This is a genomic window from Onishia taeanensis (genome assembly GCF_003268885.1).
Lineage (GTDB): Bacteria > Pseudomonadota > Gammaproteobacteria > Pseudomonadales > Halomonadaceae > Onishia > Onishia taeanensis_A.
The window spans coordinates 1-26,960 of record NZ_QLSX01000009.1; the positions used below are offsets into that span (position 1 = coordinate 1).

At 64.0% G+C, this 26,960-nt stretch carries 25 protein-coding genes, 1 tRNA gene and 1 pseudogene; 17 read left to right on the forward strand and 10 right to left on the reverse strand.

Annotated features, from left to right (window positions below; translation table 11 throughout):
* Positions 1-425: 425 nt before the first annotated feature.
* The 3 genes from BCL93_RS12355 to BCL93_RS12365 all read left to right on the forward strand — a co-directional run bounded on the left by BCL93_RS12355 (position 426) and on the right by BCL93_RS12365 (position 2,865).
* Positions 426-998 carry an HD domain-containing protein gene (locus BCL93_RS12355; protein WP_112055729.1) on the forward strand — a complete coding sequence of 191 codons (573 nt, stop codon included), beginning with the start codon at positions 426-428 and terminating at the stop codon, positions 996-998.
* Positions 999-1,141: 143 nt separating this feature from the next.
* Entirely contained in the window at positions 1,142-2,086 is a 945-nt protein-coding gene (locus tag BCL93_RS12360; RefSeq protein ID WP_112055730.1) for an ABC transporter substrate-binding protein, read from the forward strand.
* On the forward strand, positions 2,086-2,865 hold the full coding sequence (locus BCL93_RS12365) for a class II aldolase/adducin family protein (RefSeq protein WP_112055582.1): 780 nt from the start codon (positions 2,086-2,088) through the stop codon (positions 2,863-2,865). Before BCL93_RS12360 ends, BCL93_RS12365 begins: the two co-directional genes overlap by 1 nt.
* 152 nt (positions 2,866-3,017) lie before the next feature.
* Here BCL93_RS12365 and BCL93_RS12370 read toward each other — a convergent pair whose 3' ends face one another.
* Positions 3,018-4,037: a hypothetical protein gene (locus BCL93_RS12370; RefSeq protein WP_112055583.1), complete on the reverse strand. Its 1,020-nt coding sequence runs from the start codon at positions 4,035-4,037 to the stop codon at positions 3,018-3,020.
* Between the two features lie 168 nt (positions 4,038-4,205).
* On the opposite strand from BCL93_RS12370, the gene BCL93_RS12375 reads away from it, so the two are divergent.
* Positions 4,206-4,880 carry a Fe2+-dependent dioxygenase gene (locus BCL93_RS12375; RefSeq protein WP_112055584.1) on the forward strand — a complete coding sequence of 225 codons (675 nt, stop codon included), beginning with the start codon at positions 4,206-4,208 and terminating at the stop codon, positions 4,878-4,880.
* A gap of 123 nt (positions 4,881-5,003) precedes the next feature.
* Positions 5,004-5,393 (forward strand): DUF2237 family protein, encoded by a 390-nt coding sequence (locus BCL93_RS12380; RefSeq protein ID WP_112055585.1) that lies wholly within the window; start codon positions 5,004-5,006, stop codon positions 5,391-5,393.
* Positions 5,394-5,463: 70 nt separating this feature from the next.
* Here BCL93_RS12380 and BCL93_RS12385 read toward each other — a convergent pair whose 3' ends face one another.
* The gene (locus tag BCL93_RS12385) at positions 5,464-6,207 is read right to left on the reverse strand and encodes a sulfite exporter TauE/SafE family protein (RefSeq protein ID WP_112055586.1); all 744 of its coding nucleotides are present in this window, start codon (positions 6,205-6,207) and stop codon (positions 5,464-5,466) included.
* Between the two features lie 359 nt (positions 6,208-6,566).
* On the opposite strand from BCL93_RS12385, the gene BCL93_RS12390 reads away from it, so the two are divergent.
* The 4 genes from BCL93_RS12390 (at position 6,567) to BCL93_RS12405 (ending at position 9,644) form a co-directional block, all read left to right on the forward strand.
* The gene (locus BCL93_RS12390; protein ID WP_146742493.1) at positions 6,567-7,469 is read left to right on the forward strand and encodes an ABC transporter substrate-binding protein; all 903 of its coding nucleotides are present in this window, start codon (positions 6,567-6,569) and stop codon (positions 7,467-7,469) included.
* A 63-nt stretch (positions 7,470-7,532) separates the two neighbouring features.
* Positions 7,533-8,201 carry an amino acid ABC transporter permease gene (locus tag BCL93_RS12395; protein ID WP_112055588.1) on the forward strand — a complete coding sequence of 223 codons (669 nt, stop codon included), beginning with the start codon at positions 7,533-7,535 and terminating at the stop codon, positions 8,199-8,201.
* A gap of 30 nt (positions 8,202-8,231) precedes the next feature.
* Positions 8,232-8,972 carry an amino acid ABC transporter ATP-binding protein gene (locus BCL93_RS12400; protein WP_112055589.1) on the forward strand — a complete coding sequence of 247 codons (741 nt, stop codon included), beginning with the start codon at positions 8,232-8,234 and terminating at the stop codon, positions 8,970-8,972.
* 3 nt (positions 8,973-8,975) lie between these two features.
* A complete protein-coding gene (locus BCL93_RS12405; protein ID WP_112055590.1) occupies positions 8,976-9,644 on the forward strand; it encodes an amino acid ABC transporter permease in 669 nt (222 codons plus the stop codon).
* A 138-nt stretch (positions 9,645-9,782) separates the two neighbouring features.
* On the opposite strand, the gene BCL93_RS12410 is transcribed toward BCL93_RS12405, so the two are convergent.
* A tRNA-Arg gene (locus tag BCL93_RS12410) sits at positions 9,783-9,859 on the reverse strand.
* 184 nt (positions 9,860-10,043) lie between these two features.
* Here BCL93_RS12410 and BCL93_RS12415 point away from each other — a divergent pair.
* Positions 10,044-10,493, forward strand: coding sequence for a c-type cytochrome (locus BCL93_RS12415; RefSeq protein ID WP_258396505.1), 450 nt, complete (start codon positions 10,044-10,046; stop codon positions 10,491-10,493).
* 295 nt (positions 10,494-10,788) lie between these two features.
* Here the strand turns inward: BCL93_RS12415 and rep are convergent, their stop codons facing one another.
* From rep to pyrE, 4 genes and pseudogenes are all read right to left on the reverse strand, one after another.
* A complete protein-coding gene (rep, locus tag BCL93_RS12420; protein WP_112055592.1) occupies positions 10,789-12,864 on the reverse strand; it encodes a DNA helicase Rep in 2,076 nt (691 codons plus the stop codon).
* 111 nt (positions 12,865-12,975) lie between these two features.
* Positions 12,976-13,449, reverse strand: a pseudogene (gene trmL, locus BCL93_RS12425) (tRNA (uridine(34)/cytosine(34)/5-carboxymethylaminomethyluridine(34)-2'-O)-methyltransferase TrmL); the annotation flags it as partial.
* 81 nt (positions 13,450-13,530) lie between these two features.
* Positions 13,531-14,085 (reverse strand): YfaZ family outer membrane protein, encoded by a 555-nt coding sequence (locus BCL93_RS12430; RefSeq protein WP_112055594.1) that lies wholly within the window; start codon positions 14,083-14,085, stop codon positions 13,531-13,533.
* A 68-nt stretch (positions 14,086-14,153) separates the two neighbouring features.
* Positions 14,154-14,864, reverse strand: coding sequence for an orotate phosphoribosyltransferase (gene pyrE, locus BCL93_RS12435; RefSeq protein ID WP_258396507.1), 711 nt, complete (start codon positions 14,862-14,864; stop codon positions 14,154-14,156).
* Positions 14,865-14,958: 94 nt separating this feature from the next.
* Between pyrE and BCL93_RS12440 the strand changes: the two genes are divergently transcribed.
* Entirely contained in the window at positions 14,959-15,726 is a 768-nt protein-coding gene (locus BCL93_RS12440; RefSeq protein WP_112055596.1) for an exodeoxyribonuclease III, read from the forward strand.
* Between the two features lie 140 nt (positions 15,727-15,866).
* Here BCL93_RS12440 and rph read toward each other — a convergent pair whose 3' ends face one another.
* Positions 15,867-16,604, reverse strand: coding sequence for a ribonuclease PH (gene rph / locus BCL93_RS12445; RefSeq protein WP_112055597.1), 738 nt, complete (start codon positions 16,602-16,604; stop codon positions 15,867-15,869).
* A 137-nt stretch (positions 16,605-16,741) separates the two neighbouring features.
* On the opposite strand from rph, the gene BCL93_RS12450 reads away from it, so the two are divergent.
* From BCL93_RS12450 to BCL93_RS12460, 3 genes are all read left to right on the forward strand, one after another.
* Entirely contained in the window at positions 16,742-17,602 is an 861-nt protein-coding gene (locus tag BCL93_RS12450; RefSeq protein WP_112055598.1) for a YicC/YloC family endoribonuclease, read from the forward strand.
* A gap of 576 nt (positions 17,603-18,178) precedes the next feature.
* The gene (locus BCL93_RS12455; protein ID WP_112055599.1) at positions 18,179-18,634 is read left to right on the forward strand and encodes a MarR family winged helix-turn-helix transcriptional regulator; all 456 of its coding nucleotides are present in this window, start codon (positions 18,179-18,181) and stop codon (positions 18,632-18,634) included.
* A gap of 82 nt (positions 18,635-18,716) precedes the next feature.
* Entirely contained in the window at positions 18,717-19,145 is a 429-nt protein-coding gene (locus BCL93_RS12460; RefSeq protein WP_112055600.1) for an organic hydroperoxide resistance protein, read from the forward strand.
* Between the two features lie 131 nt (positions 19,146-19,276).
* On the opposite strand, the gene BCL93_RS12465 is transcribed toward BCL93_RS12460, so the two are convergent.
* Entirely contained in the window at positions 19,277-20,482 is a 1,206-nt protein-coding gene (locus BCL93_RS12465) for an MFS transporter (RefSeq protein WP_112055601.1), read from the reverse strand.
* A 34-nt stretch (positions 20,483-20,516) separates the two neighbouring features.
* Positions 20,517-21,704 (reverse strand): MFS transporter, encoded by a 1,188-nt coding sequence (locus BCL93_RS12470; RefSeq protein ID WP_112055602.1) that lies wholly within the window; start codon positions 21,702-21,704, stop codon positions 20,517-20,519.
* Between the two features lie 242 nt (positions 21,705-21,946).
* Here BCL93_RS12470 and BCL93_RS12475 point away from each other — a divergent pair, with 242 nt between their 5' ends.
* From BCL93_RS12475 to BCL93_RS12485, 3 genes are all read left to right on the forward strand, one after another.
* Positions 21,947-23,701: a transporter substrate-binding domain-containing protein gene (locus BCL93_RS12475; protein WP_258396508.1), complete on the forward strand. Its 1,755-nt coding sequence runs from the start codon at positions 21,947-21,949 to the stop codon at positions 23,699-23,701.
* On the forward strand, positions 23,698-25,131 hold the full coding sequence (locus tag BCL93_RS12480) for a sigma-54-dependent transcriptional regulator (RefSeq protein ID WP_112055604.1): 1,434 nt from the start codon (positions 23,698-23,700) through the stop codon (positions 25,129-25,131). The genes BCL93_RS12475 and BCL93_RS12480 overlap by 4 nt, the downstream gene beginning before the upstream one ends.
* A gap of 333 nt (positions 25,132-25,464) precedes the next feature.
* Positions 25,465-26,931, forward strand: a complete 1,467-nt coding sequence (locus BCL93_RS12485; RefSeq protein WP_112055605.1) for an alanine/glycine:cation symporter family protein — start codon at positions 25,465-25,467, stop codon at positions 26,929-26,931.
* Positions 26,932-26,960 lie beyond the last annotated feature (29 nt).

A 26,960-nucleotide genomic window follows, 5' to 3' on the forward strand; every position in this document is an offset into this window, starting at 1 on the left:
CGCCCGGCGCATCACCGTGCACCTCGGTGATGCCGCCGACAAGTGGTGGCCCACCTTGCTGAAGGGGCTGCCGAGACTGACCGCGCTGAGCTGACACCCCAGCGAGACCACTACAGCACCAGGAACCGAGCGGCCGCAACGACGACCGGCGCTCATGGCTGCATTGACGGCGGCGATTGATTCCATACCGCTATATAAAGCCGAAAGAGGAGCACTCTTCAGGCATAAATCAGTGGGCTCTGACGCCGGAGATACGGATCCTGATGAGACCTGCCTCCGGACAGTAGCTTCAGACTGCCCGATTCAGAGCCCTCGTGAATGAGGCGGGAGGACAGCACCGCGAGCCGCCGCCTGGTGCTGCGCGACCAGCTGTCCACATCGCTAGGAGCCACTGCATGAGCCATACCGCCGACCACTCAGCCACGATGACCCAAGCCCGCTTTCGTCGCTTCGATGAGAGCCGCCGCGAGGAATGGGCCCTGATCGATTCACACTTCAGGGCCTATCAGGCCGATGCCAGCCGCCGGGTGCTTGTGCATCTGGAGCGCCTGCATGGCGACCACCATGGCTACCCGGTGGATCGCTATGAGCACTGCCTGCAGACCGCGACCCGCGCCCTGCGGGCCGGCGCCGACGAGGAAATGGTGGTCTGCGCGCTGCTGCATGACATCGGCGACGATCTGTCGCCGGCCAACCATGCCGAGATCGCGGCCGGCATCCTCGAGCCGTTCATCGACCCGCTGAACACCTGGATGATTCGCCACCACGAGCTCTTCCAGGGTTATCACTATCGCCATTTCTTCGGGCTCGACCCACACGCCCGTGACGCCTACCGCGACCACCCGGCGTTCGAGCGCACCGTGCGCTTCTGTGACGAGTGGGATCAGACCAGTTTCGATAAGGACTACGACACCCTGCCACTCGATACCTTCGTGCCGATGGTCGAGCGCGTGCTGGCCCGGACGCCCTTCGATGGCCTGCCCGAACTGGTGGATTAGCTGGTGGATTAACGGGCTGATCCCCAGAAACGCATAACCTCCAACCCGGTCTTGCGAGGCCCGAACCGGCCTCGCAAGACCGATGACACCGTGACCGCCACCCGGCGGCCGGCCAACCGCAAAGGAGATACAACGATATGAAAATGTTCCGATTGACCGCCATCAGCCTGACCCTGCTGGCAGGGCTGAGCCTGGCCGGCCAGGCCCTGGCCGCCGCCGGCGACCGTGACGATACGCTGCGGATCGTCGTGCCGCCCTGGCCCGGTGTCACCGTCAAGAGCGAAATGCTCTCACAGCTCATCGAGCCGCTGGGGTATACCGCCGACAAGCAGGAGCTCAGCTCAACGGTGGCCTATCAGACGCTCGGAACCAACGAGAGCGATGTTTTCCTGGCCGGCTGGATGCCGTCCCAGACCACCATCTACGACGCCGCCATGGCCAAGGGCACCATCGTCGACCTGGGCAGCAATATCAGCGGCGCGCGCATGGGCTTCGCCGTGCCGGGCTACGTCTATGAGGCCGGCATTACCAGCGCCGAGCAGCTGGCGGACCCTGAAGTCGCCGAGCGCTTCGGTTATACCGTCTACAGCATCGAGAGCGGCTCCAACGTGACCGACATGCTGAACAGCGCCATTGAGGCCAACACTTACGGCCTCGGCAACTGGGAAGGCATGTCCTCCTCGACACCCGGCATGCTCAGTGAAGTCGACGCCGCCGCGAGAGACGAGCGCTGGATCGTGTTCTACGGCTGGACGCCGCACTGGATGGTGCCGGAATACGACAGCCGTATCCTCGACGACCCGGAAAGCGTCTATGGCGCCAACAACGGCCGCAACGACGTCAAGACCATCGTCTCCAAGGCCTACAGCGACGCCAATCCCAACATGCGCCAGCTGCTCGATCAGTTCACGTTCTCGGCCGACGACCAAAGCGATTTCATCCGTGAATACAGCCTCAAGGAACGCAAGCTGGAAACCGTGGCGCATGACTGGCTGGTCGCACACCCTGAGAAGGTGGCCGAGTTCCTCGAAGGCGTGACGACTCGCGACGGCAAACCCGCCCTGCCCGCGGTGGAGGCCAGCCTGTAATGAGCGCACCGACCCGCCCTGCAGAGGAGCAGGCCATCCGCCGTGACTTGGCCGCCGCCTATCGGCTGATGGCGCGGGATGGCATGGACGACGGCATCTCGACCCACATCTCGGCGCGCCTGCCCGGCGAGCGCTTCCTGCTCAATGCCTTCGGGCTGCGCTTCGAGGAAGTCACCGCCGACAGCCTGGTGACGGTGGACGCCGAGGGTGAGGTGCTGGATGACCCCACTGGGCTTGGCATAAACCCTGCCGGCTTCACCATCCACAGTGCCATTCACGCGGCACGCCCGGACGTTGGCTGCGTGCTGCATGCCCACACCGTGGCCGGGGTGGCGGTGTCCTGCCTGGAAGAGGGCCTGCTACCACTCAACCAGTGGGCCATGCAGTTCCACCAGCGCATCGGCTATCACGACTACGAGGGGATTGCCTTGGACCTGGACGAGCGGCGCCGGCTGGTCGCTCATCTGGGGTCGCACAACGCCATGATCATGCGCCAGCACGGCCTGCTGACCTGTGGCAACTCGGTGGGCGATGCCTTCCTGCGCATGCGCGATCTCGAGCGCAGCTGTCAGACCCAGCTGGCGGCTCAGGCCACCGGGCAGCCGCTGCGCCATGCAAGCCTAGAGCTATGCGATCACGTAGCGAACCAGTACGACAAGTGGAACGACAGCGACTACGGTCTCGAGCTCGCCTGGCGCGCCGAATTGCGCCGCCTGGGGATCGAGGCGCCTGCTCAACCACACCGTGCACAGGAGGCCACCGGCTCCACGGTCGCCTGATCGACGGCCCTGGGGGGGCGAGGGACCTATCACCTTCGAACGCCTGGCCCCAGACGGCAAAAGGCCCGCAACGCCTGGCGTTGCGGGCCTTCCTGTTTGTCCGGGCAGTTTATGCCGGACTACCTGTGCCGTGCTTGTCGTGCGCCGTCGGCTCAGTAATCCTTGAGCAGCACCTCGAGGGCAAAGGCGTCGCCTGACAGCTCGCCGAAGCTCACTGCTGGGGTGTCGGGCACGGCGGCGCTCGGCCAAGCGGTCATCATGTCCTCATAGGCTTCTACCACTTCCGGGTAGGCCGGGCCGTCCGCGGCACTCAGGCTTGCTTCCTGTGCCGAGAGCATATCGCGGCCGACCAGCATGAAGCCGTGGCCGTCCTGATACTCGGGGCCGTTGACGAACTGTTCGCCATCGATGGCCTCGATGTACTCGTCCAAGGCGGTGTTGGTCAGCGCCAGCAGCACCCGGCTCTGGAAGGTCGCGTCCTGCTTCAGGGACGGGTCGATCGCGGCCTGGGCGTCGTGGATCGCCTTGCGCGCCGCTTCGTAGTCGCCTTCCAGATCGGACCAGTCGCCGCCTTTCGAGGCTTCTTCGGCTACCTTCAGCAGGACCGGCTTGAGGCCCTCGACGCCGCGGGCATCCAGCCCCGCTTCCAGCGAGGTGTAGTACTCGGCGACGGGGTGATAGAAGTGCGCCAGAGCATTGTCCTTGGCGCCTTCGCGGTACAGCTCGCTTGCCACCCGCAGGTGGCCTTCCATCAGCGCCAGGGTAGTGACGTAGACGCCCGGGTTGGTGGACGAGTAGCTGCTGCCGCTTTCACCACCTTCACCGCCTTCGCCTCCGGCATCAGCGCTCAGGTAATCGAAGACGCTAAAGGCGCTATTGCCGCCGCCTTCGCCGCCTTCGCCACCTTCGCCGCTTTCACCACCGTGATGCGCGCCGGATTCACCGCCTTCTCCCGACTCATCGCCGTGATGGGCACCGGACTCACCGCCTTCTCCCGGCTCGCCGCCATGATGGCTGCCGTGTCCTTCGCCACCTTCGCCCGCGCTTTCCATCTGTTGGGCGTCGCTGCTGCCGACGGCCTCTTCGTCACCGCTCGCCCAAGCGGCGCTGCTAGCGCCCAGAAAGACACTGGCTCCGATCCCGACCCAAACCTTCGTACGCGTGGTGGACATGATGATCTCCATGCTGTTGCGCTATTGTCTTGTGTGAGAAGCGGCAGCCAGCTCGCAGCGACGAGTGACGTGCGCCTGCCTTGCCGATGCTGGTAGGATGCCGGCTATTACGCCGAAATACAAACGATTAACATTTGATCCTGATTTCTCATCTCACAGGAGCCCGCCGTGATCCTCTGCATCGCCGACATCATCCCTCCCGAGCTGCTTGAGCGGGCCCGCGCCACCCTGGCCGGGGTGCCCTTCAAGGACGGGCGCGAGACCGCCGGCTGGCATGCCCGCACGGTCAAGCGCAACCAACAGGCCGATGGGCGCGACCCGGAGGTAGCGACGCTGCGCGAGGAGCTCACTCAGGCGCTCACTCGCCACCCGCTGTTCCAGATGGCGGTGCGTCCGGCACGTATGAAGCCGCTGATGTTCAGCCGCTATGATGTCGGTATGGCCTACGGCAACCACGTCGATGACGCCGTGATGGGCAGCCCCCAGGGCGCGCTGCGCACGGATATCTCCTACACCCTGTTTCTGGGAGATCCCGCGAGCTATGACGGCGGTGAGCTGCTGATCGAGTCCACCGCCGGCGAGCAGACCTTCAAGCTGCCGGCGGGCTCGCTGGTGCTTTATCCCTCTTCGAGCCTGCATAGGGTCGAGGAAGTCACCCGCGGGGAGCGACTCGCCGCGGTAGGCTGGGCTCAGAGTCAGGTGCGCGATCCAGGCCAGCGCGAGGTGTTGTTCGACCTGGACACCACTCGTCGCCAGCTGTTCGACGAGAGCGGCAACACCGATGCCTTCAAGGCACTCTCCAAGAGCTACGCCAACCTGCTGCGGATGTGGGTGGAGGTATAAGGGCGGTGTGACGCCTCGACCGAATATGCCGTAAGGTTGCACAAGATATCCCGTTGCCCACGAGGCTACTCCGCGAGCCTCTTGGGCGAGCCTCCTCAGATAGCGATCCGCCGAGAACACGCCATGACCGAGTCGACTACTACGCCTCAGCGCCCGCGCAACGTGCTGGGTGAGCCGCTGGCCCCCTGCTGCCACGAGAACGCCAGCGGCTTTTACCGTGACGGCTTCTGCCGGGTGGGCCCCGAAGACATCGGCGTACACGCCATCTGCGCCGAGGTCACCGAGCAATTTCTGGTCTTCAGCCGCGCCCGGGGCAACGATCTGGTCACGCCGCGCCCGGACTTCGGCTTTCCCGGCCTCGCCCCCGGCGATCGCTGGTGTCTGTGCACTGGCCGCTGGCAGGAGGCACTTGCCGTCGGCCTTGCACCGCCGGTCATTCTGGCCTCGACCGATCAGCGAGCGCTGGACGTGGTAACAATCGAGGAACTGCGCCGCCACGCGCTGGATGGCTAACTGGATGGCTAAATAGACCGGCCTAGCGACGCAGTCGCGGTTCGGCTAATCACGAGGCGGGCGACAACGACTAGGTCAGCGCCTGCCACATCAGATTAAAGCCGACGACGAACATCGCCAGAATCACCAGCCGGAAGAAAAGTGTTTCGTTGACGCGGCTCTGGAGCCACAGGCCACTGCGCACGCCGGCCCAGGCGATAGGCACCAGCAACAGCGATGCCCAGGCGCTGGTCACATTCACCTCGCCAAGCCATATGTAGGGGCCTAGTTTGATTACGTTGACCACCGCGAACGACACGGCGCAGGTGGCAATAAAGGTCTTTTTAGGATATTTGCGCGGAAGCAGGTACACGTTTATCGGCGGCGCACCAGAATGAGCCATAAAGCTGGTAAAGCCGCAGACACTGGCGGCAGGCAGGGCCCAGCGAGTTGAAATGGGCTTTCTGGCAACGGGCTTCAACAGCATATAAGCGGCGAACAGCAGGGTGATTACGCCGAGCACCAGGCGCACGCCCTGTTCACTCAAGCTACCAAACAGCACCGTTCCTACTCCCACACCGACAAACAGCCCCGGCACGAAGCGCCACACTTCCGCAGTTGCCTGCTTTCCCCACCATGCCTTCACCGCAAAGACATCCATGACCAGCAGCAGCGGTAGCAGCAGGCCTGCCGCATGGGTAGGGCTAATGGCGAGTGCCATCAGCGGCACCGAGAGCGTACCGAAGCCCCCTGCAAATCCCCCTTTCGAGACGCCCGTCAGATAAACGGAAAAAACGATCAACAGCCAGGCGATAGGGGAGTATTCAGGGAGCATGCCAGGTCCTTAACGGCGAGTAATGAAGAATTAATAAAGCAAAAGCGCTGACGATATTGCAACGCATGATGATGTCTAAAACGTCCGCTGACTGATACATCAGTATCAATAGGCGAGAGACATGCAACACCGGGCGTTCAGGCACAACGCCAACTGAAAGTGATATTAAAAACATCTTATAAAAAAGGCGTTGAACAATACATTCACCAACATGAAGCAAAAATACCGCCCTTAGAACAAAACGCATTTAACGATATGCCTTGTTATCCCCTCATGAATGGGAACGGGAAAATTCCACGATAAAGTCACGCAAAGGGCGGCCCATATTCATTTGACAGCCTAGAAACGAGGCGCCCATATTGGTTCAGCGGAATAATAAAAACACACCACCAAGCGAGATGATCATGAAAGGAATAACAGCATCAATCCTGCCTGCCGTCATGATGGGCACCATGGTACTCGGCAGCGGTCTGGCGACCACTGCATATGCACAAGACCCTTACACCGTTGGCGTCGAGGCCTCTTTCCCCCCCTGGGCCTACGTAGAAGGTGGCGAATTCAAGGGTATCGCTATTGACGCAATGGAAGCGATTGCCGAGCAAGCGGGCATCGAGATTGAATTCCAGGATATGCCCTTCCCCTCGCTGATCCCCGCTCTGGCAGCGGAGAAGATCGACATACTCGCCACCGGCCTTACCGTCACCGAAGAGCGTAGCCAAAACATCGACTTCACCATCCCTTGGTGGGAAACCAACGACGTCGTGCTGGTACCCGAGGACTCCGACCTCAACGTCTTTACCGCCGTGTGCTGTGGCGCCAAGGTCGGCGTGCAGGGTGGCTCCTCTCAGCAGGCGTGGATGGAAGAAAACGTGCTGAACTCCAGCGACATTGACGTTGAATTGGCCAAATACGATAACTACGTCACGGCAGTGGACGATATGGCAATCGGCCGCATCTCCTCGGTCATCGTCGACGATACGTCCGCCCAGGAGTACATCAACGCCGGCAAGGCGGTGAAGATGGCTGGCAAGATTTACATTCGCGCTCCGCTGGCGCTGGCCGTGGCCAAGGACGACCCTCAGAACATCCTGGGCGACCTAAACCAGGGCATTCTGGCCATCTACGAATCCGGGGAATGGGAAAAAATTGTCGGGGAGTACATTCCTGGCGTCACCGTGCCTTCCATCCCGGGCCATATGCCTGATTTCGTCGACACCTACCAGAAACCGGTCGCTGGCCTTCCCGAGCTCGGCAACGAATAAACCGATCTGACGGCGGGCACCTTCCAGCCAAGGGAAGGTGCCCGTCACGCAAGGGAAATCGGCATGAATATCTACGACGTACTACTTCGCGACTTCCCCTTCCTATTGAAGGGGTTGGGCGTAGCCATCGTGCTGTTGGCCGCCCTCTTGGCGATTGGTTTCCTGCTGGGCATGGCCATCTGCCTAGTAAAACTCTATGGCCCCAGGACACGTTTGGTGCAATGGCCGCTGGTCGTGTACGAGCGCGTCTTCCGAGGCGTTCCTGTCATTATCATGTTGTTCATCTTCTTCTACGGTCTCTCCGGCATCCTTGATATCTCGGCCTTTACTGCCGCGATATTGGCCATGGGCCTGCGTTCCGCGGCCTACCAGTCACAGATATTTCGCAGCGCCTTCCAGTCCGTGCCAGCCGGTCAGATGATGGCGGCCAGAGCCATGGGCATGTCCAAGGCCAAGACGATTCGCCATATCATCTTCCCCCAAGCAGCAAGGCATGCGATTGGGCCCTGGACCAACGAGTTCTCCTCGGAAATCAAGGAGACCTCCCTGGCCTATGTCATCGGGGTGGTCGAGCTGACTCGCCAGGCGCATTACATCATCACCAGCACCCAGGGCAACGTGCTGACCGTATTTGCCGTCGTGGCGCTTTTGTATTTCATCCTCAATCGAGCGGGCAACAGCCTGCTGTATGCCTTTGAACGCAAGCTGGCCGTGCCGGGCTTCGAAAAATAACGCGAGAATAACGCGAGAGGAACGCCAAGAATGGCCGACGATCTGATTCTGGACGTGCAGGATGTGAAGAAAGCCTACGACGGCCTGGAGGTGCTCAAGGGCATCAGCTTCGGGCTACGCAAGGGCGAGACCAAGGTGTTGATCGGGCCCTCCGGCTCGGGGAAAAGCACCCTGCTACGTTGCATTAACCACCTCACGGTGCCGGATGCCGGGCGCATCTATCTCAACGGCCATGAAGTGCTGGATAACAACATCGACGCGATGCGGGCGCGAATGGGCTTCGTCTTCCAGGACTTCAACCTCTTCTCGCATCTGTCCGTGCTCGACAACGTGCGCATCTGCCAGATCAAGGTCAACGGCACCGATAAGGAGACCGCTACCCAGCGCGCCAAGCGCGAGCTGGAACGGGTCGGCCTTGGTGACAAGGCCGACGCCTACCCGGCAGAGCTCTCCGGCGGCCAGCAGCAGCGCGTCTCCATCGCCCGCGCCCTGGCCATGGACCCCGATGTGCTGCTGTTCGATGAACCGACCTCGGCGCTGGACCCCGAGCTGACCGGCGAGGTCGTGCGCGTGATGCAGCAGCTGGCCACCGAGGGCATGACCATGGTGGTGGTGACCCACGAAATGAGCTTTGCCCGCCAGGCCGCCGACGAGATCATCTTCATGGAGAACGGCCATATCGTCGAGCAGGGGACACCGGACGCGATGTTCACTGACTCCGTACACGAGCGGACAAGGGCCTTCCTCAACGTTATCGCGGAGCACGGGTAAGCCATGCAGGAATTTATCTCCTTCGGTATCAAGTGGCTGCCTGAGCTGCTCAAGGGCGTTCCGATCACCCTGTCGCTATGGATCGTCGCGATCACCCTGGGCTTCTTTCTCGGCCTGGCGCTGTGCTGGGCAAGGGTCTACGGCAACCGGCTCTTCTACTGGCTCAGCACCGTCTATGTGGAGCTTTTTCGCGGCACGCCGATGCTGGTTCAGATGTTCTTCATCTATTTGGGGCTTCCCCAGGTAGGCATCGTCTTCGACGCCTTCACAGCGGCGGTGATCGCCATCACCCTCAACAGTGCCGCCTACCAGGCCGAGTACTTCCGTGGCTCGGTACTGTCGGTGCCAAAGGGTCAGATAGTGGCCGCCCGCGCCTGCGGCATGACCCAGTGGCAGGCGATTCGCCACATCATGCTTCCCCAGGCACTGCGACGGGTGATCCCGCAGTGGTCCAACGAGGCGATCATCGAGCTCAAGTTCACCTCCATCGCCTATACCATCGGCGTGGTGGAGATCACCGCCATCGCCTACGATGTCGGCTCACGGACCCTGGACTTCTTCCTGATCTTCCTCTGGGCGGGGCTGATCTATCTGGCACTGACCTCCACGGTGGCAAGCCTGCTGGGGTGGCTCGAGCGCCGAACCTATGTCCCCGGGGTGACCAGCATCTGAGGAGGCGTCGCATGATGCGGTCGCAGGGTGCCACGGAAGAAGCAGGAACAGGAGGAGTTACAAACAAAAGCAGGTGACAAAGGAAAGGGGGCACAAAAAAAGGCCTGCGATTGCTCGCAGGCCCTTTTTCGATGTTCTTGGCGCGCCCAGAAGGATTCGAACCTTCGACCCCTGCCTTCGGAGGGCAGTACTCTATCCAGCTGAGCTATGGGCGCGCGACTGCCTTATCAGCAGTGCCCGATCGGGCGGCCACAATCCTACCCGCCCACTGCGCGGCTGTCCAGCCTGATGGAAGGGGCCACTCGCGCCACAGCGTTTCCCACTTCAGAGGTTGCCGTTATACTGATTTTCAGGCGCCGATGCGGGCGTTCGATGACAAGAACGTAAGAGGTGGTGAGAGTGAACGTCAGCAAACTGATCATGGGCGGCCTGACCGCCCTTAGTCTGGCCGCGACCAGCGCCGCGTCGGCCCAAAGCGACATGAGCCACGATGCCATCGCCGAGCGCCTCGAACCGGTCGGCAAGCTATGTATGGCCGGTGAGGACTGCGGCACGGCCGCCATGGCCTCCACAACTGCCAGCAGCGGCGGTGATAGCCAGGGCGCCGAGATCGACGGCGCCGCCATCTACGGTCAGGTCTGCACCGCCTGTCACGATACCGGCGCTGCCGGTGCCCCCAAGAAGGGCGATGCCGGCGCCTGGGCGCCGCGCCTTGAGCAGGGCACCGAGACCCTCTACAGCCACGCCATCAACGGCTTCAATGCGATGCCGGCCAAGGGCGGCAACCCGAGCCTGTCCGATGATGAGGTCAAGGCCGCCGTCGATCATCTGGTGGACGCCAGCCAGTAGGCAGTGCTGGCGCGGATGGGGCATGGTCCAGACTTGCAACGACTGCTCGCTACTTTTGCTCGCGGCAACTGTTCACAATAGCTGCTCGCAACAACGTCGCAACTACGTCGCAACAACGTCGCAACAACGTCGCAACAACGGCACGCAGCATAAAAATAAAAGAGGGGGCGCCAATGGCGCCCCCTCCTTTTTTGCGTTGCCTCTGCGCGCGTGACGACGCTCGCCCTATCCGCGATCAGCCCGGTAAAGCGCCCTCCGCTCAATAAAACAAAGCCCCTCAGCCCAATAAGAACCTTCAGCCCAATAACGAGCGCAGGCCGGCGATGGCGTCCTTGCCCCGGGCCTGCTTCTTCTCGGGGTCTTCCTTGTCGGCGCGACCTTCCCAGTCGAGATCGTCCGGCGGCAGCTCGTCGAGAAAGCGACTCGGCGTGCAGTCGAGCAGCTCGCCATAGGCCTTGCGCTGGCGGGCCAGGGTCAGCGTCAGGGTCCGCCGGGCCCGGGTGATGCCGACATAGGCGAGTCGGCGCTCCTCCTCGACGGTACCGGCCTCGACGGCGTTGCGGTGCGGCAGCAGGTCTTCTTCCAGGCCCATCAGGTAGACGTGGGGAAACTCCAGGCCCTTGGAGGCATGCATGGTCAAGAGCTGCACCCGGTCGGAGTCGTCCTCCTCGGCCTGCTGCTCGAGGATGTCGCGCAGTACCAGCCTTGAGATGGCGGCCTCGACGCCGTCGGTCTCGGTCTCGAGGCTGTCGCTGTCCTCCGTGGCGCTATCCTCGGCGCTGCGCTCCATCGACTTCTCGAGCTGGTCGATCAGCGTCCAGACGTTGGCCATGCGCCGCTCGGCGACGGTGGGCGCGCTGGCGTTCTGGTGCAGCCAGGCCTCGTAGTCCATCTCGCGCAGCATGTCGCGAATCGCGGCGATGGCATCGCCCCCGTCCATGCGCCGGCGCACGCCGTCGATAAAGTGGGTGAAGCGGCCCAGGCGGTCGACCGCGCGCGCCGGCAGCACCTGCTCGAGGCCGATTTCATGGCAGGCGGCGAACAGCGAGATGCCGCGCCCGGTGGCCTGGTCGTTGGCATAGTTGGCGAGCTTCTCAAGCGTCCCGGGGCCGATCTCCCGGCGCGGCACGTTGACGATACGCAGGAAGGCATTGTCGTCGGCCGGGTTGATCAGCAGCCGCAGGTAGGCCATGGCGTCCTTGATCTCGTTGCGCGAGAAGAAGGAGGTGCCGCCGGAGAGCTTGTAGGGAATCTGGTAGTGCTGCAGCTTGAGCTCCAGCAGGCGGGCCTGGAAGTTGCCGCGATAGAGCACCGCGAAGTCGCGCCACTCGGCGCGCTCCTTGATGCGCCGGGTCAGGATCTCGCTGGCCACCCGATCCGCCTCGGCTTCCTCGTGGCGATTGACCACCACCCGGATCGCATCCCCCGGGCCGAGCTCCGACCAAAGCGCCTTCTCGTAGACGTGGGGGTTGTTGGCGATCAGGGTGTTGGCGGCGCGCAGAATAGTGCCGGTCGAGCGATAGTTCTGCTCGAGCTTGATGACATTGAGGCGTGGGAAATCTTCGCCGAGCGTCACCAGGTTCTCTGGCCGCGCGCCGCGCCAGGCGTAGATCGACTGGTCGTCGTCACCCACCACGGTAAAGGTGGCGCGCTCGGCCATCAGCAGCTTGACCAGCAGATACTGGGACACGTTGGTGTCCTGATATTCGTCGACCAGCATGTAGTGGATCTTGCGCCGCCAGCGCGCCAGCACTTCCGGGTCGTCGCGCAGCAATACCACCGGCAGCAGGATCAGGTCATCGAAGTCCACCGCGTTGTAGGCCTTGAGGTGACGGTTGTAGGCCTCGTAGACCCGAGCGGCGAACTGCTCGTCGTCATCGGCGGCATGCGAGAGGGCATCGCCCGGCAGCACCAGGTCGTTCTTCCAGGTCGAGATCTGGCCCTGCACCCGGTTGATCTGATCGGCATCGATCTGGGCGTCCTTCTGCATCAGGTCGCGCAGCAGCGCCTTGGCATCTTCCGGGTCGAACAACGAGAAGCCCGGCTTGTAGCCGAGCGTCTTGAGCTCGCCGCGGATGATGTTGAGCCCCAGGGTGTGGAAGGTCGAGACGGTCAGGCCGTGGCCCTCGCGGCCCTTGAGCAGCTGCCCGACACGCTCCTTCATCTCGCGAGCGGCCTTGTTGGTGAAGGTCACCGCGGCGATCTTGCGCGCGCTCATACCGCATTCCTGGACCAGATAGGCGATCTTGGTGGTGATCACGCTGGTCTTGCCAGAACCGGCGCCGGCCAGCACCAGGCAGGGGCCGTCGATGAAGCGCACCGCTTCCTGCTGACGCGGGTTCAACTTGGTGAGGCGTTGCTGGATCGACATGGTTTACTCCTGATCGGCACGCGGCGCGGCGGAGGGATCGGTGGGCTGGCTTTCGCCCATCGGGCTGCTCTCCGGATCGCCGGTTCCAGGAAGGCCGGCCCCCGGAAGCCCGGCCCCCGGAAGGCCGGCCCCAACAAAGCCCAGCTGTCGCCAGGCCTCGAAGACCAGCACGGCACCGGCGTTGGACAGGTTGAGGCTGCGGCTCTCGGGCAGCATGGGAATGCGCAGGCGCTGCTCGGCGGGCAAGGCATCGAGCAACGCCTGAGGCAAGCCGCGGGTCTCGGGGCCAAACACCAGAGCGTCACCTTCCCGGTAGGCGGGCTCGTGATAGCCGGTGCGTCCACGGGTCGAGACGGCGAACACCCGGGCCGGGCGACAGGCCTCGAGATAGGCCTGCCAATTCGCATGCACCCGAACACGCGCCCATTCATGGTAGTCGAGCCCGGCGCGGCGCAGGCGCTTGTCGTCGAGCACGAAGCCCAGCGGCTCGATCAGATGTAGCCGGAAGCCGGTGTTGGCGCACAGTCGGATCAGGTTGCCGGTATTGGGCGGAATCTCGGGTTCAAAGAGCACCACGTCGAGCATGCGAACATCCTGATCGAATAAGGGCCATAACGCAGTCGGGCCCCATGCGGGGCCCGACGACGCAGACGGTACGAGACCGCCTTAGAAGTTCAACCGCACGCCGATGTTGGCGCCGCTGTCCAGGGTGCGGGCACCACCGGTGCCGTCGAAGTCGCCGCGCAGGCGACGATAGCCGACATAGCCGTCGACGTTCGGGGCGAAGGCATAGCGCGCCCGCACGCCATACTCGGCGTTATCCTCGAGATCGCCGGCGGTGACCACATCCGGGGTATAGAAGGCGTAGCCGCCCACTGACATGGCCGGCAGGCTCGGGACGTAGGCGTAGCCGTAGCCACCCAGCCCCAGGCCACCACCGTCACCGACGTCGGTGTCGAGCTGCGTCCAGCGGGCGCCGATACCCATGTCGTAGCGGCTGTTGCGATCCACGCCCAAGACCTGGACATGGCCTTCGGTGGTGTCGCCATGGTCATCGCTGTCCAGCACGCCGCCACCCAGGGCGATGCCCGGAGCAATTTCAGCAGCCCCCTCGAACTGCACGGCCTCATTGCTTAAGTTCAGATCCAGGCTGCCTGCCTGGCAGGTCAGGGTGGCTGCCAGCAGAGCGGTACCGCTGATGAGCAGAGGAGTCAGTTTCATCGGAAAATCCCTAGGTCTAGATCGTGTGTCCAGATTGTGTATCCAGCGCGTGTTTCAAGGTCAAAACGTCACTCAGCGACGGCACCGGCTGCGCTTACGCCGTAGCGGGCGCGGTAGTCGCGAATGGCCTGGGCATGGCCCTGCATGGCCTCGGAGGCGTACTCTTCCAGGTAGGCCAGCACCATGTCCAGCGTCACGATACTGACGACCGGCATATCATAGCGAGCCTCGACTTCCTGGATGGCGCTGCGCCGTTCAGTGCCCTGCTCGACGCTGCCGCACTCCTGGCGATCCAGGGCGATCACCACGCCGGCCGCCTGGGCGCCAGCGTCGTCGATCAGGGTCATTACTTCGCGGATCGCGGTGCCGGCGGTGATCACGTCATCGATGATCAGCACCCGGCCCTCGAGGGCGGCGCCGACGATGTTGCCGCCCTCGCCATGGGCCTTGGCTTCCTTGCGGTTGAAGGAGAACGGCAGGTCGCGCTGATGGTGGTCGGCGAGCGCCACGGCGGTGCTGGCCGCCAGCGGAATGCCCTTGTAGGCGGGGCCGAACAGCACATCTATCTCAAGGCCGCTGTCGGCGATGGCCTGGGCGTAGAAGCGACCGAGCCGGGCCAGCGCCGAGCCGCTCTTGAAGAGGCCAGCATTGAAGAAGTAGGGGCTGACACGGCCGGACTTGAGGGTGAACTCACCGAACTTGAGCACGCCCTGTTCGATGGCGAATTCAATGAACTCGCGCTGATAGTCCTGCATGCTTACCGTCCCGCTCGCTGCCATCTTCGGATCTCCTGACTGCCCTGGCCGCACGGCCATTTACCCAAACGTCGAAACGTCGGGTATCATACACGCGCGACGGAAAAGGGACCACGTAATGAAAATCGCCAGCATCAACGTCAACGGTATCCGCGAAGCGGTCGAGCGAGGCTTTCTCGACTGGCTGGCCGGTCAGGATGCCGATGTCGTCTGCGTCCAGAATCTCAAGGCAAAGAGCTTCGAACTGGACGACAGCATTCTTTACCCGGAAGGCTATGAAGGCTATTTCCTCGACGCCGAGGAAGACGGCTTTTCCGGCGTGGGGCTTTATTGCCGCAAGATTCCCAAGGCCATCATGTACGGGCTGGGCTTCCCCCAGTGCGACAATGAGGGCCGCTTCCTGCAGGCCGACTACGATCGTTTCAGCATCGCCAGCTTCCTGATGCCGGACGGCAGTGATCCGACCGCCAAGCAGGACTTCATGAGCCAGTACCAGGATTACCTTGGCAAAATGGCGCGCAAGCGTCGCGAGTACATCATCTGCGGTACCTGGCACGTGGCTCACAAGACCATCGATCTGGCCAACTGGGCCGACAACCAGACCACGCCGGGCTTCAAGCCCGAGGAACGGGCCTGGATGGATCAGGTGTTCGGGCCGATCGGCTTTATCGACACCTTCCGCGAGGTCAACCGCGACGCAGGCGAGTACACCTGGTGGCCGGCCCTCGACCAACACCAGCCGCGCTCCCGGCAGGAAGGCTGGCGCCTCGACTATCAGTTGGTCGGCCCCAACCTCCGCCGCAATGTGGTCGACGCCTGGATTGACCGTGACGCGACCTTCTCGGAGTTTGCGCCACTGATCGTCGAGTACGACCTGGAGATCTGAGCGCCTCGATCCCTTAGTACGCCCTTAGTATGCCCGTCGCTCGCGCCTGTCGCGCCAGGCGCTCATGCCCCCGCAACGCAAGACGCCGGCCCTGAGCCGGCGTCTTGCGTGTTGGGGCCATCATGCCCTGATCGACACCGCTACTTGCGAATGCCCAGCGCCTCGCGCTGATGATCGAAGAGCGTCGAGCCCGCGTCTTCCGCCAGGTCCAGCATGGCGTTGAGCTCGGCGCGGGAGAAGGCACCCGCCTCGGCGGTGCCCTGCACCTCGATCAGCCCACCCTGCTCGGTCATCACCACATTCATGTCGGTGTCGGCACGGCTGTCCTCCGGGTAATCGAGATCGACCACCGGAGTGCCCTTGAAGAGCCCCACCGAGACCGAGCTGACCAGCTGCTTGAGCGGGTCTTTCTTGAGCTTCTTCTCACGCTGCAGGTAGCGGATGGCATCGACCAGCGCCACGCAGCCGCCGGTGATCGAAGCGGTGCGGGTGCCGCCATCGGCCTGGATCACGTCGCAGTCGACGGTGATGGTGAACTCGCCAAGCTGCTTGAGATCCACCGCCGCGCGCAGTGAACGGCCGATCAGACGCTGAATTTCCAGCGTACGACCGCCCTGCTTGCCGCGAGTCGCCTCACGGCCACTGCGGGAATGCGTGGCCCGCGGCAGCATGCCGTACTCGGCGGTCACCCAGCCCTGGTTCTTGCCACGCAGCCAGCGCGGCACGCCGGCTTCGACGCTGGCATTGCACAGCACCTTGGTATCGCCGAACTCGACGAGCACCGAGCCTTCGGCATGGCGCGTGTAGTCGCGAGTCAGACGAATATCGCGGGGCTGATCGGGCTGGCGGCCGCTGGGGCGCAGGGGTGTGGTGGACATGACATCTCTCGTTGCGGGAAATCAGAACAAAGGCCGGCAAGCGCCGACACCTGGTCGCCATTCTACACGCTCCCCAGCGGGAATCGGTTACGCTAGACTCGCCTTATTACATCTCAGGTATATCGTCAGGAGTCGACATGGTGCACAGCATGACCGCCTTCGCGCGGGCCAGCCAGGAAGCCGACTGGGGCAGCCTCGAGCTCGAGTTGCGCTCGGTCAATCAGCGCTATCTCGATCTGCATTTCCGCCTGCCCGAGACCCTGCGCAGCCTGGAGCCCGGCTACCGCGACGCCCTGCGCCAGCGGCTGAACCGAGGCAAGGTCGAATGCACCCTGCGCTTCGTGCCGACCAGTGGCGAGACCCTGAGCATCAACGCCGAGCGTCTGGCCGGCCTGGCCGCTGCCCTCGGCGAGCTGCGTCGCACAGTGCCCGAGGCCGCCATGCCCGATGCCCTGTCGCTGCTCGACCATCCCGGAGTGCTCGAATCCAGCGGCCCGGACATCGACGTAGTGACAGACAGCGCTCAGACGCTGTTCAAAGAGGCGCTGGATGCCCTGCTAGAGGCGCGCGCCAGAGAGGGCGCCGAGCTCGCCACGCTCATCAGAAGCCGCCTGGCCGCCGTTCGCCAGCAGGTCAGCGAGGTGAAAGCGCAACTGCCCGACATCCTCAAGCGCCAGCGGGACCAGCTGCTTGCACGATTGGACACGGTGCGTGCCGAACTCGAGCCGCAGCGGCTGGAAGCCGAACTGACCCTGATGGCCCAGAAGGCCGACGTCGACGAAGAACTCGACCGCCTGGCAACGCATGTGGACGAGGTCGAGCGCCAGCTCACCCTCAAGGGGCCGGTGGGGAGGCGCCTGGATTTCCTGATGCAAGAGCTCAACCGCGAGGCCAACACCCTGTCCTCCAAGTCGGTGGTCGCCGAGACGACCCGCAGCGCCGTGGAGCTCAAGGTCCTGATCGAGCAAATGCGCGAACAGATCCAGAATATCGAGTGATTCTCGCTGCCTCACAACGCCACGCCGTCACGGCCAAGCCCCGCTAATCACAGGCTATACCGACAAAACAACTACCCTGTCGTGACCATGGCCTGACGGACCACGCCCGGACCATCCCTAGCGATAAAGACGTTCCGACACAGCAATATCGGCCTGGTAGCGCTGCCCTATAGATCTAACCGTGCTGCCGTGCTGCGTGACCCGATCACGGCACGAAAAGTGGCAAGCAGACATGACATGCTCTTGGCATGAGTGGTTGGCGTGGCAGTGCCGAAAAAAATCAACACCTTGGCCCGCTCGTCGCAACGGACTGGGCTCTTGCGTATAGTGATGAGGCTTGAGTAACGCCCATATCATCGCTTTTTTTGATCATTGGCCGCCTCTGAATCATCTTACATGTGCCAGTATTGACGGTAGCCTCCCAGAGCTCGTCGGTTCGGCGTAACACCTTGTTATAGAATGACTAGCCATGCTTTTCTGTTACCCTTTCCAGTAGAGCGGATCGGCAGCAACTTACGCTATGCCTGAAGCTATCGCTTGCTAAATAATCGCACACTATCTAAATTGAGCTTGGACATGACTGATCACGCCGCCGATGACGACAGCCTGCTGACACTCGACAACCAGCTTTGTTTCGCGCTGTATTCGACTCAGTTGGCGATGAACAAGCTCTATCGGCGGCTGCTCAACGAACTTGGCCTGACCTACCCGCAGTACCTAGTCATGTTGGTGCTTTGGCAGCATGGTCAGTTGTCGGTGTCGAAGATCGGTGAGCACCTGGGCCTCGACTCAGCGACCCTGACGCCACTGCTCAAGCGGCTCGAGGCGCACGGTCTGGTCAAGCGCCAGCGCTCAAGCGAGGATGAGCGCCGGGTCGATGTCAGCCTAAGTACTGCCGGCGAAGCACTTAAAGACCGCGCCCGCGACGTGCCCAAGGCCGCTATCTGTGCCACCCACTGCGAACCGCAGGAGCTGGGAAAGCTGCGCGATGAGCTCAATGCCCTGCGCAAGAAGCTCGAGGCCGACGGCTAAGTTTTTTTGTTCATTTATATCGTGCGCTATTAAATAGCAATCAATCATTCACTGCAAAGACCCCACCACCTGGAGAATTGCCATGTCGATCGAAAAGGTCCTCTACCGAGCCGAAGCCACCACGACGGGCGGCCGCGACGGCGCCTCCCAGACATCCGATGGCGCCCTGTCAGTGCCACTGAGTACGCCGAAAGAACTCGGTGGCGCCGGCGGGAACGGCACCAACCCCGAACAGCTGTTCGCCGCCGGTTATTCCGCCTGTTTCATCGGCGCCATGAAGCACGCCGCCAGTCAGCAGCAGGTCAAGCTGCCCGAGGCGACTCAGGTGGTCGGCCAGGTCGGCATCGGCCAGATTCCCGCCGGCTTCGGCATTGAAGTCGCCCTCAACGTCTCGCTGCCGGGCATGGATCAGGCTGCAGCCCAGGCACTGGTCGACGCGGCCCATCAGGTCTGCCCCTACTCCAACGCTACCCGCGGCAACATCGATGTGACCCTCAACGTCGAGGTCTGATCGAGGACAACGGGGTGCGGTGATGCTTATCGCGACGGGCTGTCTGCGGACAGCAGCACACGACGTCACGCATCAACGCCGGGCCAATCGACCGGCGTTGTTGGTTCATAAGAAGGGAGGTGTGGAGGGGGTTAGCCCTGCGCCTTGCGCTGCCTCATCCACAAGAGGCTCACCAGCGAAGTGCCCGCCAGCAGTGCGACGCCGCCGGCGAACGCCATGCCGGCGGGTGCCAGACCGAAGGCGCGGACCGCAAGCCCGATACCCACCACCGGGATCGACAGGGCGATATAGGCCACGATGAAGAAGGTGGCGGCGACTCCGCCGCGCTGACTGCCGGGGCTTGCCTGCACGACGGCCCCCAGGCCGGCACGAAAGGCCATGCCCTGACCAATGCCCGCCACCAGGGCGCCGAACAGAAAGAACGCAAGCGAGGCGAGCCCGATGCCGACACCGACCAGCGAGGCGCCGAGAATCACTCCGGCGCAGCCCAGCGGCAGTCGCCAGGATGGAGAGAAGCGTTCCTGCAGAAGCTGGCCGAGGGTCGAGGCGAAGAATACTGAGCCCGCGGTAAGCCCGCTGAGCGCCAGGTTGTCATAGCCGAGCACACCGATCATGAAGGCCGGTGCCGTGGCGGTGAAGAACCCCAGCAGCGCAAAACCTGCGAAGCCGGCGATCGCCGCGGGCAGGAAGATATCGCGAACCTCCTCCGGCACCTGCAGCCGCTGTAGCGTGAGAGTCGGCCGAGCCGGACGGGTCACGGTCTCCGGCGCCTTGAGCACCGCCAGCGCCGCCAGGGCGGCCAGCACCAGGTGCACCCCATAGGCAAGACGCAGCGGCCAGGGCAGATATTCCACCAGCAGGCCGGCCACGATCGGCCCCAGTCCCAGGCCGCCCATGTTGACGGCGGTCGCCAGGAAAGCCGCCCGACGCGGCCAGGCCGCCGGCGCCAGCTCCATCACCGCCACGGTGGCGGTCGCCGTAAAAATGCCGGCCGACACCCCCGAGATGAAGCGGCCGACCAACAGGCTTGCAAGGCCATCGCTGGACAGGAAAACCAGGTCACTGATGGCCGCCGCCGCCAGACCGGCGCCCAGCATGGGGCGCCGCCCGAGCTGATCCGACCAGCGTCCGGTGGCCACCAGGGCGCCCATCACACCCAGTGCATAGACGGCGAAGATCACCGTGATGGTCAGCTGCGAGAAATCGAAGCGCGCCTGATAAACTGGGTACAGAGGCGTGGGCAGGGTGGTACCCAGCATGGTGATCAGAAACGCAAGCGCCACACCCAGGAAAGGCAGCGCCGATGCCTGGGTGCGGCTATCGCCAGCAGTCGTCATGGTCTCTCCTCGTAATAAAAAGATTCGCGCCAGATCAGGCCGGCACCTGTGTGGCGCGCTCCCGCGCCAGGGCAACAAGGAAGATCACTAGACCGCCCAACGCCATGGCCATACCCACCAGCCCAGTGGCCGACCAGCCCAGACCCACCGTCACCGCCATGCCGCCCAGCCAGGCGCCGAGGCCATTGGCGATGTTGAAGGCGGCGTGATTGAGGGTCGCGGCCATGGTCTGGGCCTCTCCAGCGACATCCATCAGCCGAGTCTGGAGCGGCGGCACCAGGGCACCGCAGGTGCCCACCAGGCCGACGAACAGCATGCCGCTCCAGATCTGATCGGCGGCCAGGAAGAAGCCCAGTTGGCAAAGCGCAGCCCAGACCAGGGCCCCCCCGATGGCAAGGCTCTGGTTAGCGTCGGCCAGCCGCCCGCCCGCATAGTTGCCGATGACGGCGCCCACTCCAAATACCGCCAGCACCAGCGGGCCCAGCGCCTCGGGCATGCCGGCCTGGTGAGTCAGGGTCGGCATCGCATAGCTGAACACGCTGAACATGCCCGCAAAGCCGACGCAGGCGACAGCCAGGGTATAGAGCACTCGCGGCTTGGTGATGGCCGAAAGCTCGGAGCGCAGCGACGCGCCCTCATTCGCAGGCTGAACCGGCACCCACAGCCTCACCAGCAGCGCCGTGCAAAGCCCCAGCGCCCCCACCATCACGAAGGCGGCCTTCCAGCCCAACAGGCTGCCGACCCAGGTAGCCAGCGGCGCCCCGGCGAGGATCGCCAGGGTCAGCCCCACCAGCACCCGGCCGACGGCACGGCCCCGCTCGTGGGGTTCGGCGACATTGGCGGCCACCAGCGCCGCCACTCCCAGGTAGACCCCGTGTGGCAACCCGGCAAAGAAGCGCAAGGCAACAAAGCCATAGAAGGAAGGGGCCAGCAGGGTCAGGAGATTACTGGCGGCGAACATTACCATCAGGCCGATCAGCAGCCGACGACGGGGAATGCGTGCGCCGATCGCTGAGATCAACGGTGCACCGACCACCACGCCCAGCGCATAGGCACTGATCGCCAGGCCCACGTCCTGGACCGCGATGCCGTAATCGGTGGCGATGCGCTGCATCAGGCCCATGATCACGAATTCGGTGGTGCCGATGGCAAAGCCCCCCAGCGCCAGGGCCTTCTCGGCCAGGTGGGGGTTCGAAGATGGACGAGTCGAGTCCATTGTCATATCACGCTCCCTGAGACAGTGGTGACGCAACCGTCAGGCGGCGCGAAATTAGCAGGCTATTATCCCAGAGGCCGGCACGGTATGCGATAATCGGTCTTTTATTGTGCGACGGATCATCGGGGCGCCCCCGGCGCATCGAAGGGTTTTTGATGCCCCTGGCACTCCCAGCGGCATTGCCGCCGGCACCAGCAAAGTAGAACCGCGAGTTGAGCCAACAAATCACGTAGACTCCGGTGATGCCCGTGACGCCGACCGACACACTTCGCCCCATCCGCATCATCGCCGCACGTCGGTGGTTGCTCCTGCTGTTCGTGGCCTGCCTGGTCGCGCTGCCGGCCATCGGCCGAGCCGCGCCGCCCTCCGCCGGCGACGACCGGGTCATCGTGGTCGGCGGCGACCACTACCATCCCCCCTACGAGTTCCTCGACGAAGACGGCCGTCCCGCCGGCTATGACGTCGAGCTGTCCCGAGCCATCGCCGAGGTGATGGGCATCAAGGTGCGCATCGAACTGGGCCCCTGGAGCGAGATGCGCCGCAAGCTGGAAAGCGGTGAGATCGATGTCCTGGAAGGCATGTCGTACTCCGAGGCCCGCGACGCCACCTTCGACTTCGCTCCACCCCACGCCATCGTCCACCAGTCCATCTTCGCCCGCCGCGGCACCCCACCCGTGGAGCGCCTGGAGGATCTTCGCGGCCAGGAGGTCATCGTCCAGCGCGGCGATATCATGCAGGACATGCTGATCGAGCGGGATCTGGGGGCCAAGCTGTTCACCACCGACACCCATGCCGACGCCCTGCGCGCCCTTGCCGCCGGCCAGCATGACTATGCCCTGGTGGCCAACCTGCCGGCGCTGTACCTCAGCCGCGAGCTGGGGCTGACTAACCTGGTGCCGGTCGCCCGCCCGTTCTCGCTGCGCTACGGCTATGCCGTCAAGGAGGGCAACGCCGACGTGCTGGCCCAGTTCAGCGAGGGCCTGGCGATCCTCAAGAACACCGGCCGCCATCAGGCCATCTACGACAAGTGGCTGGGGCCCCTGGAGCAGGGGCAGGGCCTGCCCTGGAAACGGCTCGGACTGATTGGCGCCCTCGCCTCGGGGCTGCTGCTGCTGATCCTCGGCGGCATCGTGGTCTGGAACCGCCTGCTCAAGCGCGAGGTAGCGAGCCGCACCGAGGAGCTACGCCGCCAGCAGCAGCAGCTGATCCAGGCCGACAAGATGTCCTCGCTGGGCGTGCTGGTCTCCGGCGTCGCCCACGAGATCAATAACCCCAGCGGCCTGCTGCTGCTGAACCTGCCGGTGCTGCGGGATGCCCACGACGATGCCCGCCCGATCCTCGAGGCCTACTATCGCGACCACGGCGACTTCCCGTTCGGCGGCCTGCCCTACTCGCGCATGCGCGACGAGGTGCCCTCGATGCTCGACGAAATGCTGGAGGGTACCCAGCGCATCAAGCGGATCGTCGGCGATCTCAAGGACTTCGCCCGCCAGGGCAGCCCCGAGCTCGGCGAGCGCCTCGACCTCGACGAGGTGGTCAAGACCGCGGTGCGTCTGGTCGACAACTCGATCCGCCAGGCCACCGGCCGCTTCGAGACCGACTACGCCGGCGACCTACCCGCCGTGTGGGGCAACGCTCAGCGCATCGAGCAGGTGGTCATCAACCTGGTGCTCAACGCCTGCCAGGCCCTGGAGGGGCGCGACCAGGGCATCCGCCTGACCACCCGGCACCTTGCCGACGACCAGGCCGTGATCCTGGAGGTACACGACGAGGGACGCGGCATCGACCCGGCGGCGCTCACCCGGCTGACCGACCCCTTCTTCACCACCCGGCGCGAGTGCGGCGGCACCGGTCTGGGGCTGTCGGTCTCCGCCGGCATCGTCCGCGAGCACCACGGCCAGCTGGACTTCGCGTCTCACCCCGGCCGCGGCACCACCGTCACCCTGACGCTGCCCGTGGCCTCGGCCGACGACGCTGCCACCTCCCACCAGGATGATCGATGAGCATGAACCTCTATCCCGCCTTCGGCCTGCTGCTGGTCGATGACGAACCCTCCTACCTGCGCAGCCTGAGCATCGCCCTGGAGCGCAGTGGCGGCATCAACCATCTCCACCACTGCCAGGACAGCCGCCAGGTGATGGACATCCTGGCGCGCGAGAACATCGGCCTGGTCACCCTGGACCTGACCATGCCCCACCTGTCGGGCGAGGAGTTGCTGCGGCGTATCGTCGAGGAACATCCCGATGTCGGGGTGATCGTGATCAGCGGCCTGAACCAGGTGGAGACCGCCGTCGAGTGCATCAAGCGAGGCGCCTTCGACTACTTCGTCAAGACCGACGAGCAGAGCCGGCTGATCGAAGGCATCAAGCGCGCCATCCGCCTGCAGGAACTGCGCCAGGAGAACCTGGCGCTGCGTCAACGCTTCCTCGACGACACCCTGGAGCACCCCGAAGCCTTCGCCGACATCATCACCGACGACAAGGGCATGCGCTCGGTCTTCCAGTACCTCGAGTCGGTGGCGCCCTCCAGTCAGCCCTTGCTGATCGGCGGCGAGAGCGGGGTCGGCAAGGAACTGATCGCTCGGGCCGCCCATGATCTGAGCGGCCGCCGCGGCCCACTGGTCTGCGTCAACGCGGCGGGGCTCGACGAGGGCGTCTTCGCCGACACCCTATTCGGGCATGAGCGAGGGGCCTTCACCGGGGCCGATCGCCCCCGTGCCGGCATGGTCGAACAGGCCGCGGACGGCACCCTGTTTCTCGACGAGATCGGCGACCTGAACCCGGCGTCCCAGGTGAAGCTGCTGCGCCTGCTGCAGGACGGCGAGTACTATCCGCTGGGCAGCGATCGTCCCAAGCGGGCAAGGGCGCGTATCGTGGTGGCGACCCATCACGACCTCGAGGCGTGTCAGCGAGAAGGCGGCTTTCGCAAGGATCTCTACTACCGGCTGCGTACCCATCAGGTTCAGATTCCCCCGCTGCGCCGTCGCCGTGGCGACATCCCGCTGCTACTGGACCACTTCCTCGCCGAGGCCGCCGACGAGCTCGGCAAGCCACGCCCGACCTACCCGCCCGAGCTGCCGGTGCTGCTGGGCACCTACGCCTTTCCCGGCAACGTGCGCGAGCTGCGCGCCATGGCCTACGATGCCATGAGCGTCCACCGCTCGCGAACGCTGTCCATGGCGGCCTTCAGGCGCGCCATCGATCCAGGCCTTGCCGGCCCCGAGCCGTCGGCCGAGGCGTCCATCGAACGCCACGTCTTCGCCCCGGACGAGCCCCTGCCGACGCTGCATGAGGTCGCCGACCTGCTGGTCCGCGAGGCCATGCAACGGGCCGAGGGCAACCAGTCGATTGCCTCAAAGTTGCTGGGCATCTCCCAGCCGGCACTGAGCAAGCGGGTGAAGAAGCTGCGCGCGTCCGGCGCGGAACCCCTATAACCCCGGCGACGGGATAACTAGGGTTATAGCGCCACATAGTCTATTAATTTCAATTGCTTACAGATCATCGACGCCCCAGGGCGTCTGGAGGTTATACCCCTTAACCCTCGCCACCGAGGCCAAGCCCCGACAGAAACGCAAGAAAAAACAATCATGTAACCGATATATCACCACCTGGCATGCCCCTTGCTCTTGATGAGGTGGCTCCATGACGAGAGCCGCGACATTCCAAGAACAAGAGGTTCAACGACCGATGCCCACCATAATCAAGGCGGCCTTACCCGCCGCAAGCGTCTCCCCTACCGAGTCGACGATCCACGAGGGAGGTGCCGCATGCTCGCGTTGATCAACGACCTGCTGTGGGGCAAGGTTCTGATCGCCCTGCTGATCGCCGTCGGGGTCGGCTTCACCCTGGCCTCGCGCTGCGTACAGTTCCGCTATTTCGGCCGCATGTTCCGCATCCTCAGCGCCAGCCAGGCCTTCAAGAAGGACCAACACGGCCACCTGAGTTCCTTCCAGGCGTTGCTGCTGTCGGTGGCCGGGCGAGTCGGCGGCGGCAACATCGCCGGCGTCGCCGTGGCCATCACCCTGGGTGGTCCGGGCGCGGTGTTCTGGATGTGGGTGGTCGGCCTGATGGGCATGGCCACCAGCTTCCTCGAGTGCACCCTGGCCCAGGCCTACAAGACCGCCGAGCCCGACGGCACCTACCGCGGCGGCCCGGCCCGCTACATCGCCCGCGGGCTCGGGCGCCGCTGGACCTGGCTGGCCGGCCTCTACTCGGTGCTGCTGCTGGCCACCTTCGGCTTCGCCTTCACCGCCCTGCAGTCCTACGCCGTGGCCACCTCCTTCGACGATGCCTTCGGCATCCCGGCTCACATCACCGGCCTCGGCCTAGCCCTGGTGGTGGGGCTGATCGTGTTCGGTGGCGTCAAGCGCATCGCCCGGGTCACCGAGGTGCTGGTTCCGGTGATGGCGGGCGGCTACCTGCTGATCGCCCTGGTGGTGCTGGGCCTGAACATCACCCAGATCCCGGACGTGATCGCGCTGATCGTCAAGAGCGCCTTCGGCCTCGAGCCGGCCATCGGCGGCGGCATCGGCGCGGCGATCCTGATGGGCGTCAAGCGCGGCCTGTTCTCCAATGAGGCGGGGCTGGGCAGCGCACCCAACGTCGCCGCCGTCGCCTACGTGCCGCACCCGGTCAACCAGGGCATCGTGCAGGCCTTCTCGGTGTTCATCGACACCCTGATCATCTGCTCCGCCACTGCCTTCATCATCCTGCTCGGCGGGGCCTATGATCCGGCCCTCGGCGCCGGCATCGACGGCATCGCCCTGACTCAGGCCTCCCTGGCCGATCATGTCGGGGAGTGGGGCCGTAGCTTCGTCAGCGTTGCGCTGCTGCTGTTCGGCTTCAGCACCATCCTCTACAACTACTACCTGGGCGAGAACAGCCTCGACTTCTTCAGCCGCGGCAATCGTACCCTGTTCAACGTCTTTCGCCTCGCCATCATCGGCCTGTGCATCTGGGGGGCGATGACCGACCTGGGCACCGTCTTCGCCTTCGCCGACACCACCATGGGCTTCCTGGCTCTGGCCAACCTGGTCGCACTGATCCTGCTCTTCAAGCCGGGGCGGCGCATCTTGCGCGACTTCGACGACCAGATCCAGGCCGGCGTCGGGCAACCGATCTTCGAGGCCGACAAGTTCAGCGACCTCAACGTCGACCCAGCAGCCTGGGAGATCGAACCCGAGGATCGTGAGCGCGTGCGCCGCGCCCAGGCGGCATCGCCGACCACTCCCTAGCCGGGTTTCTGCTTCCAGACGTCATCGGC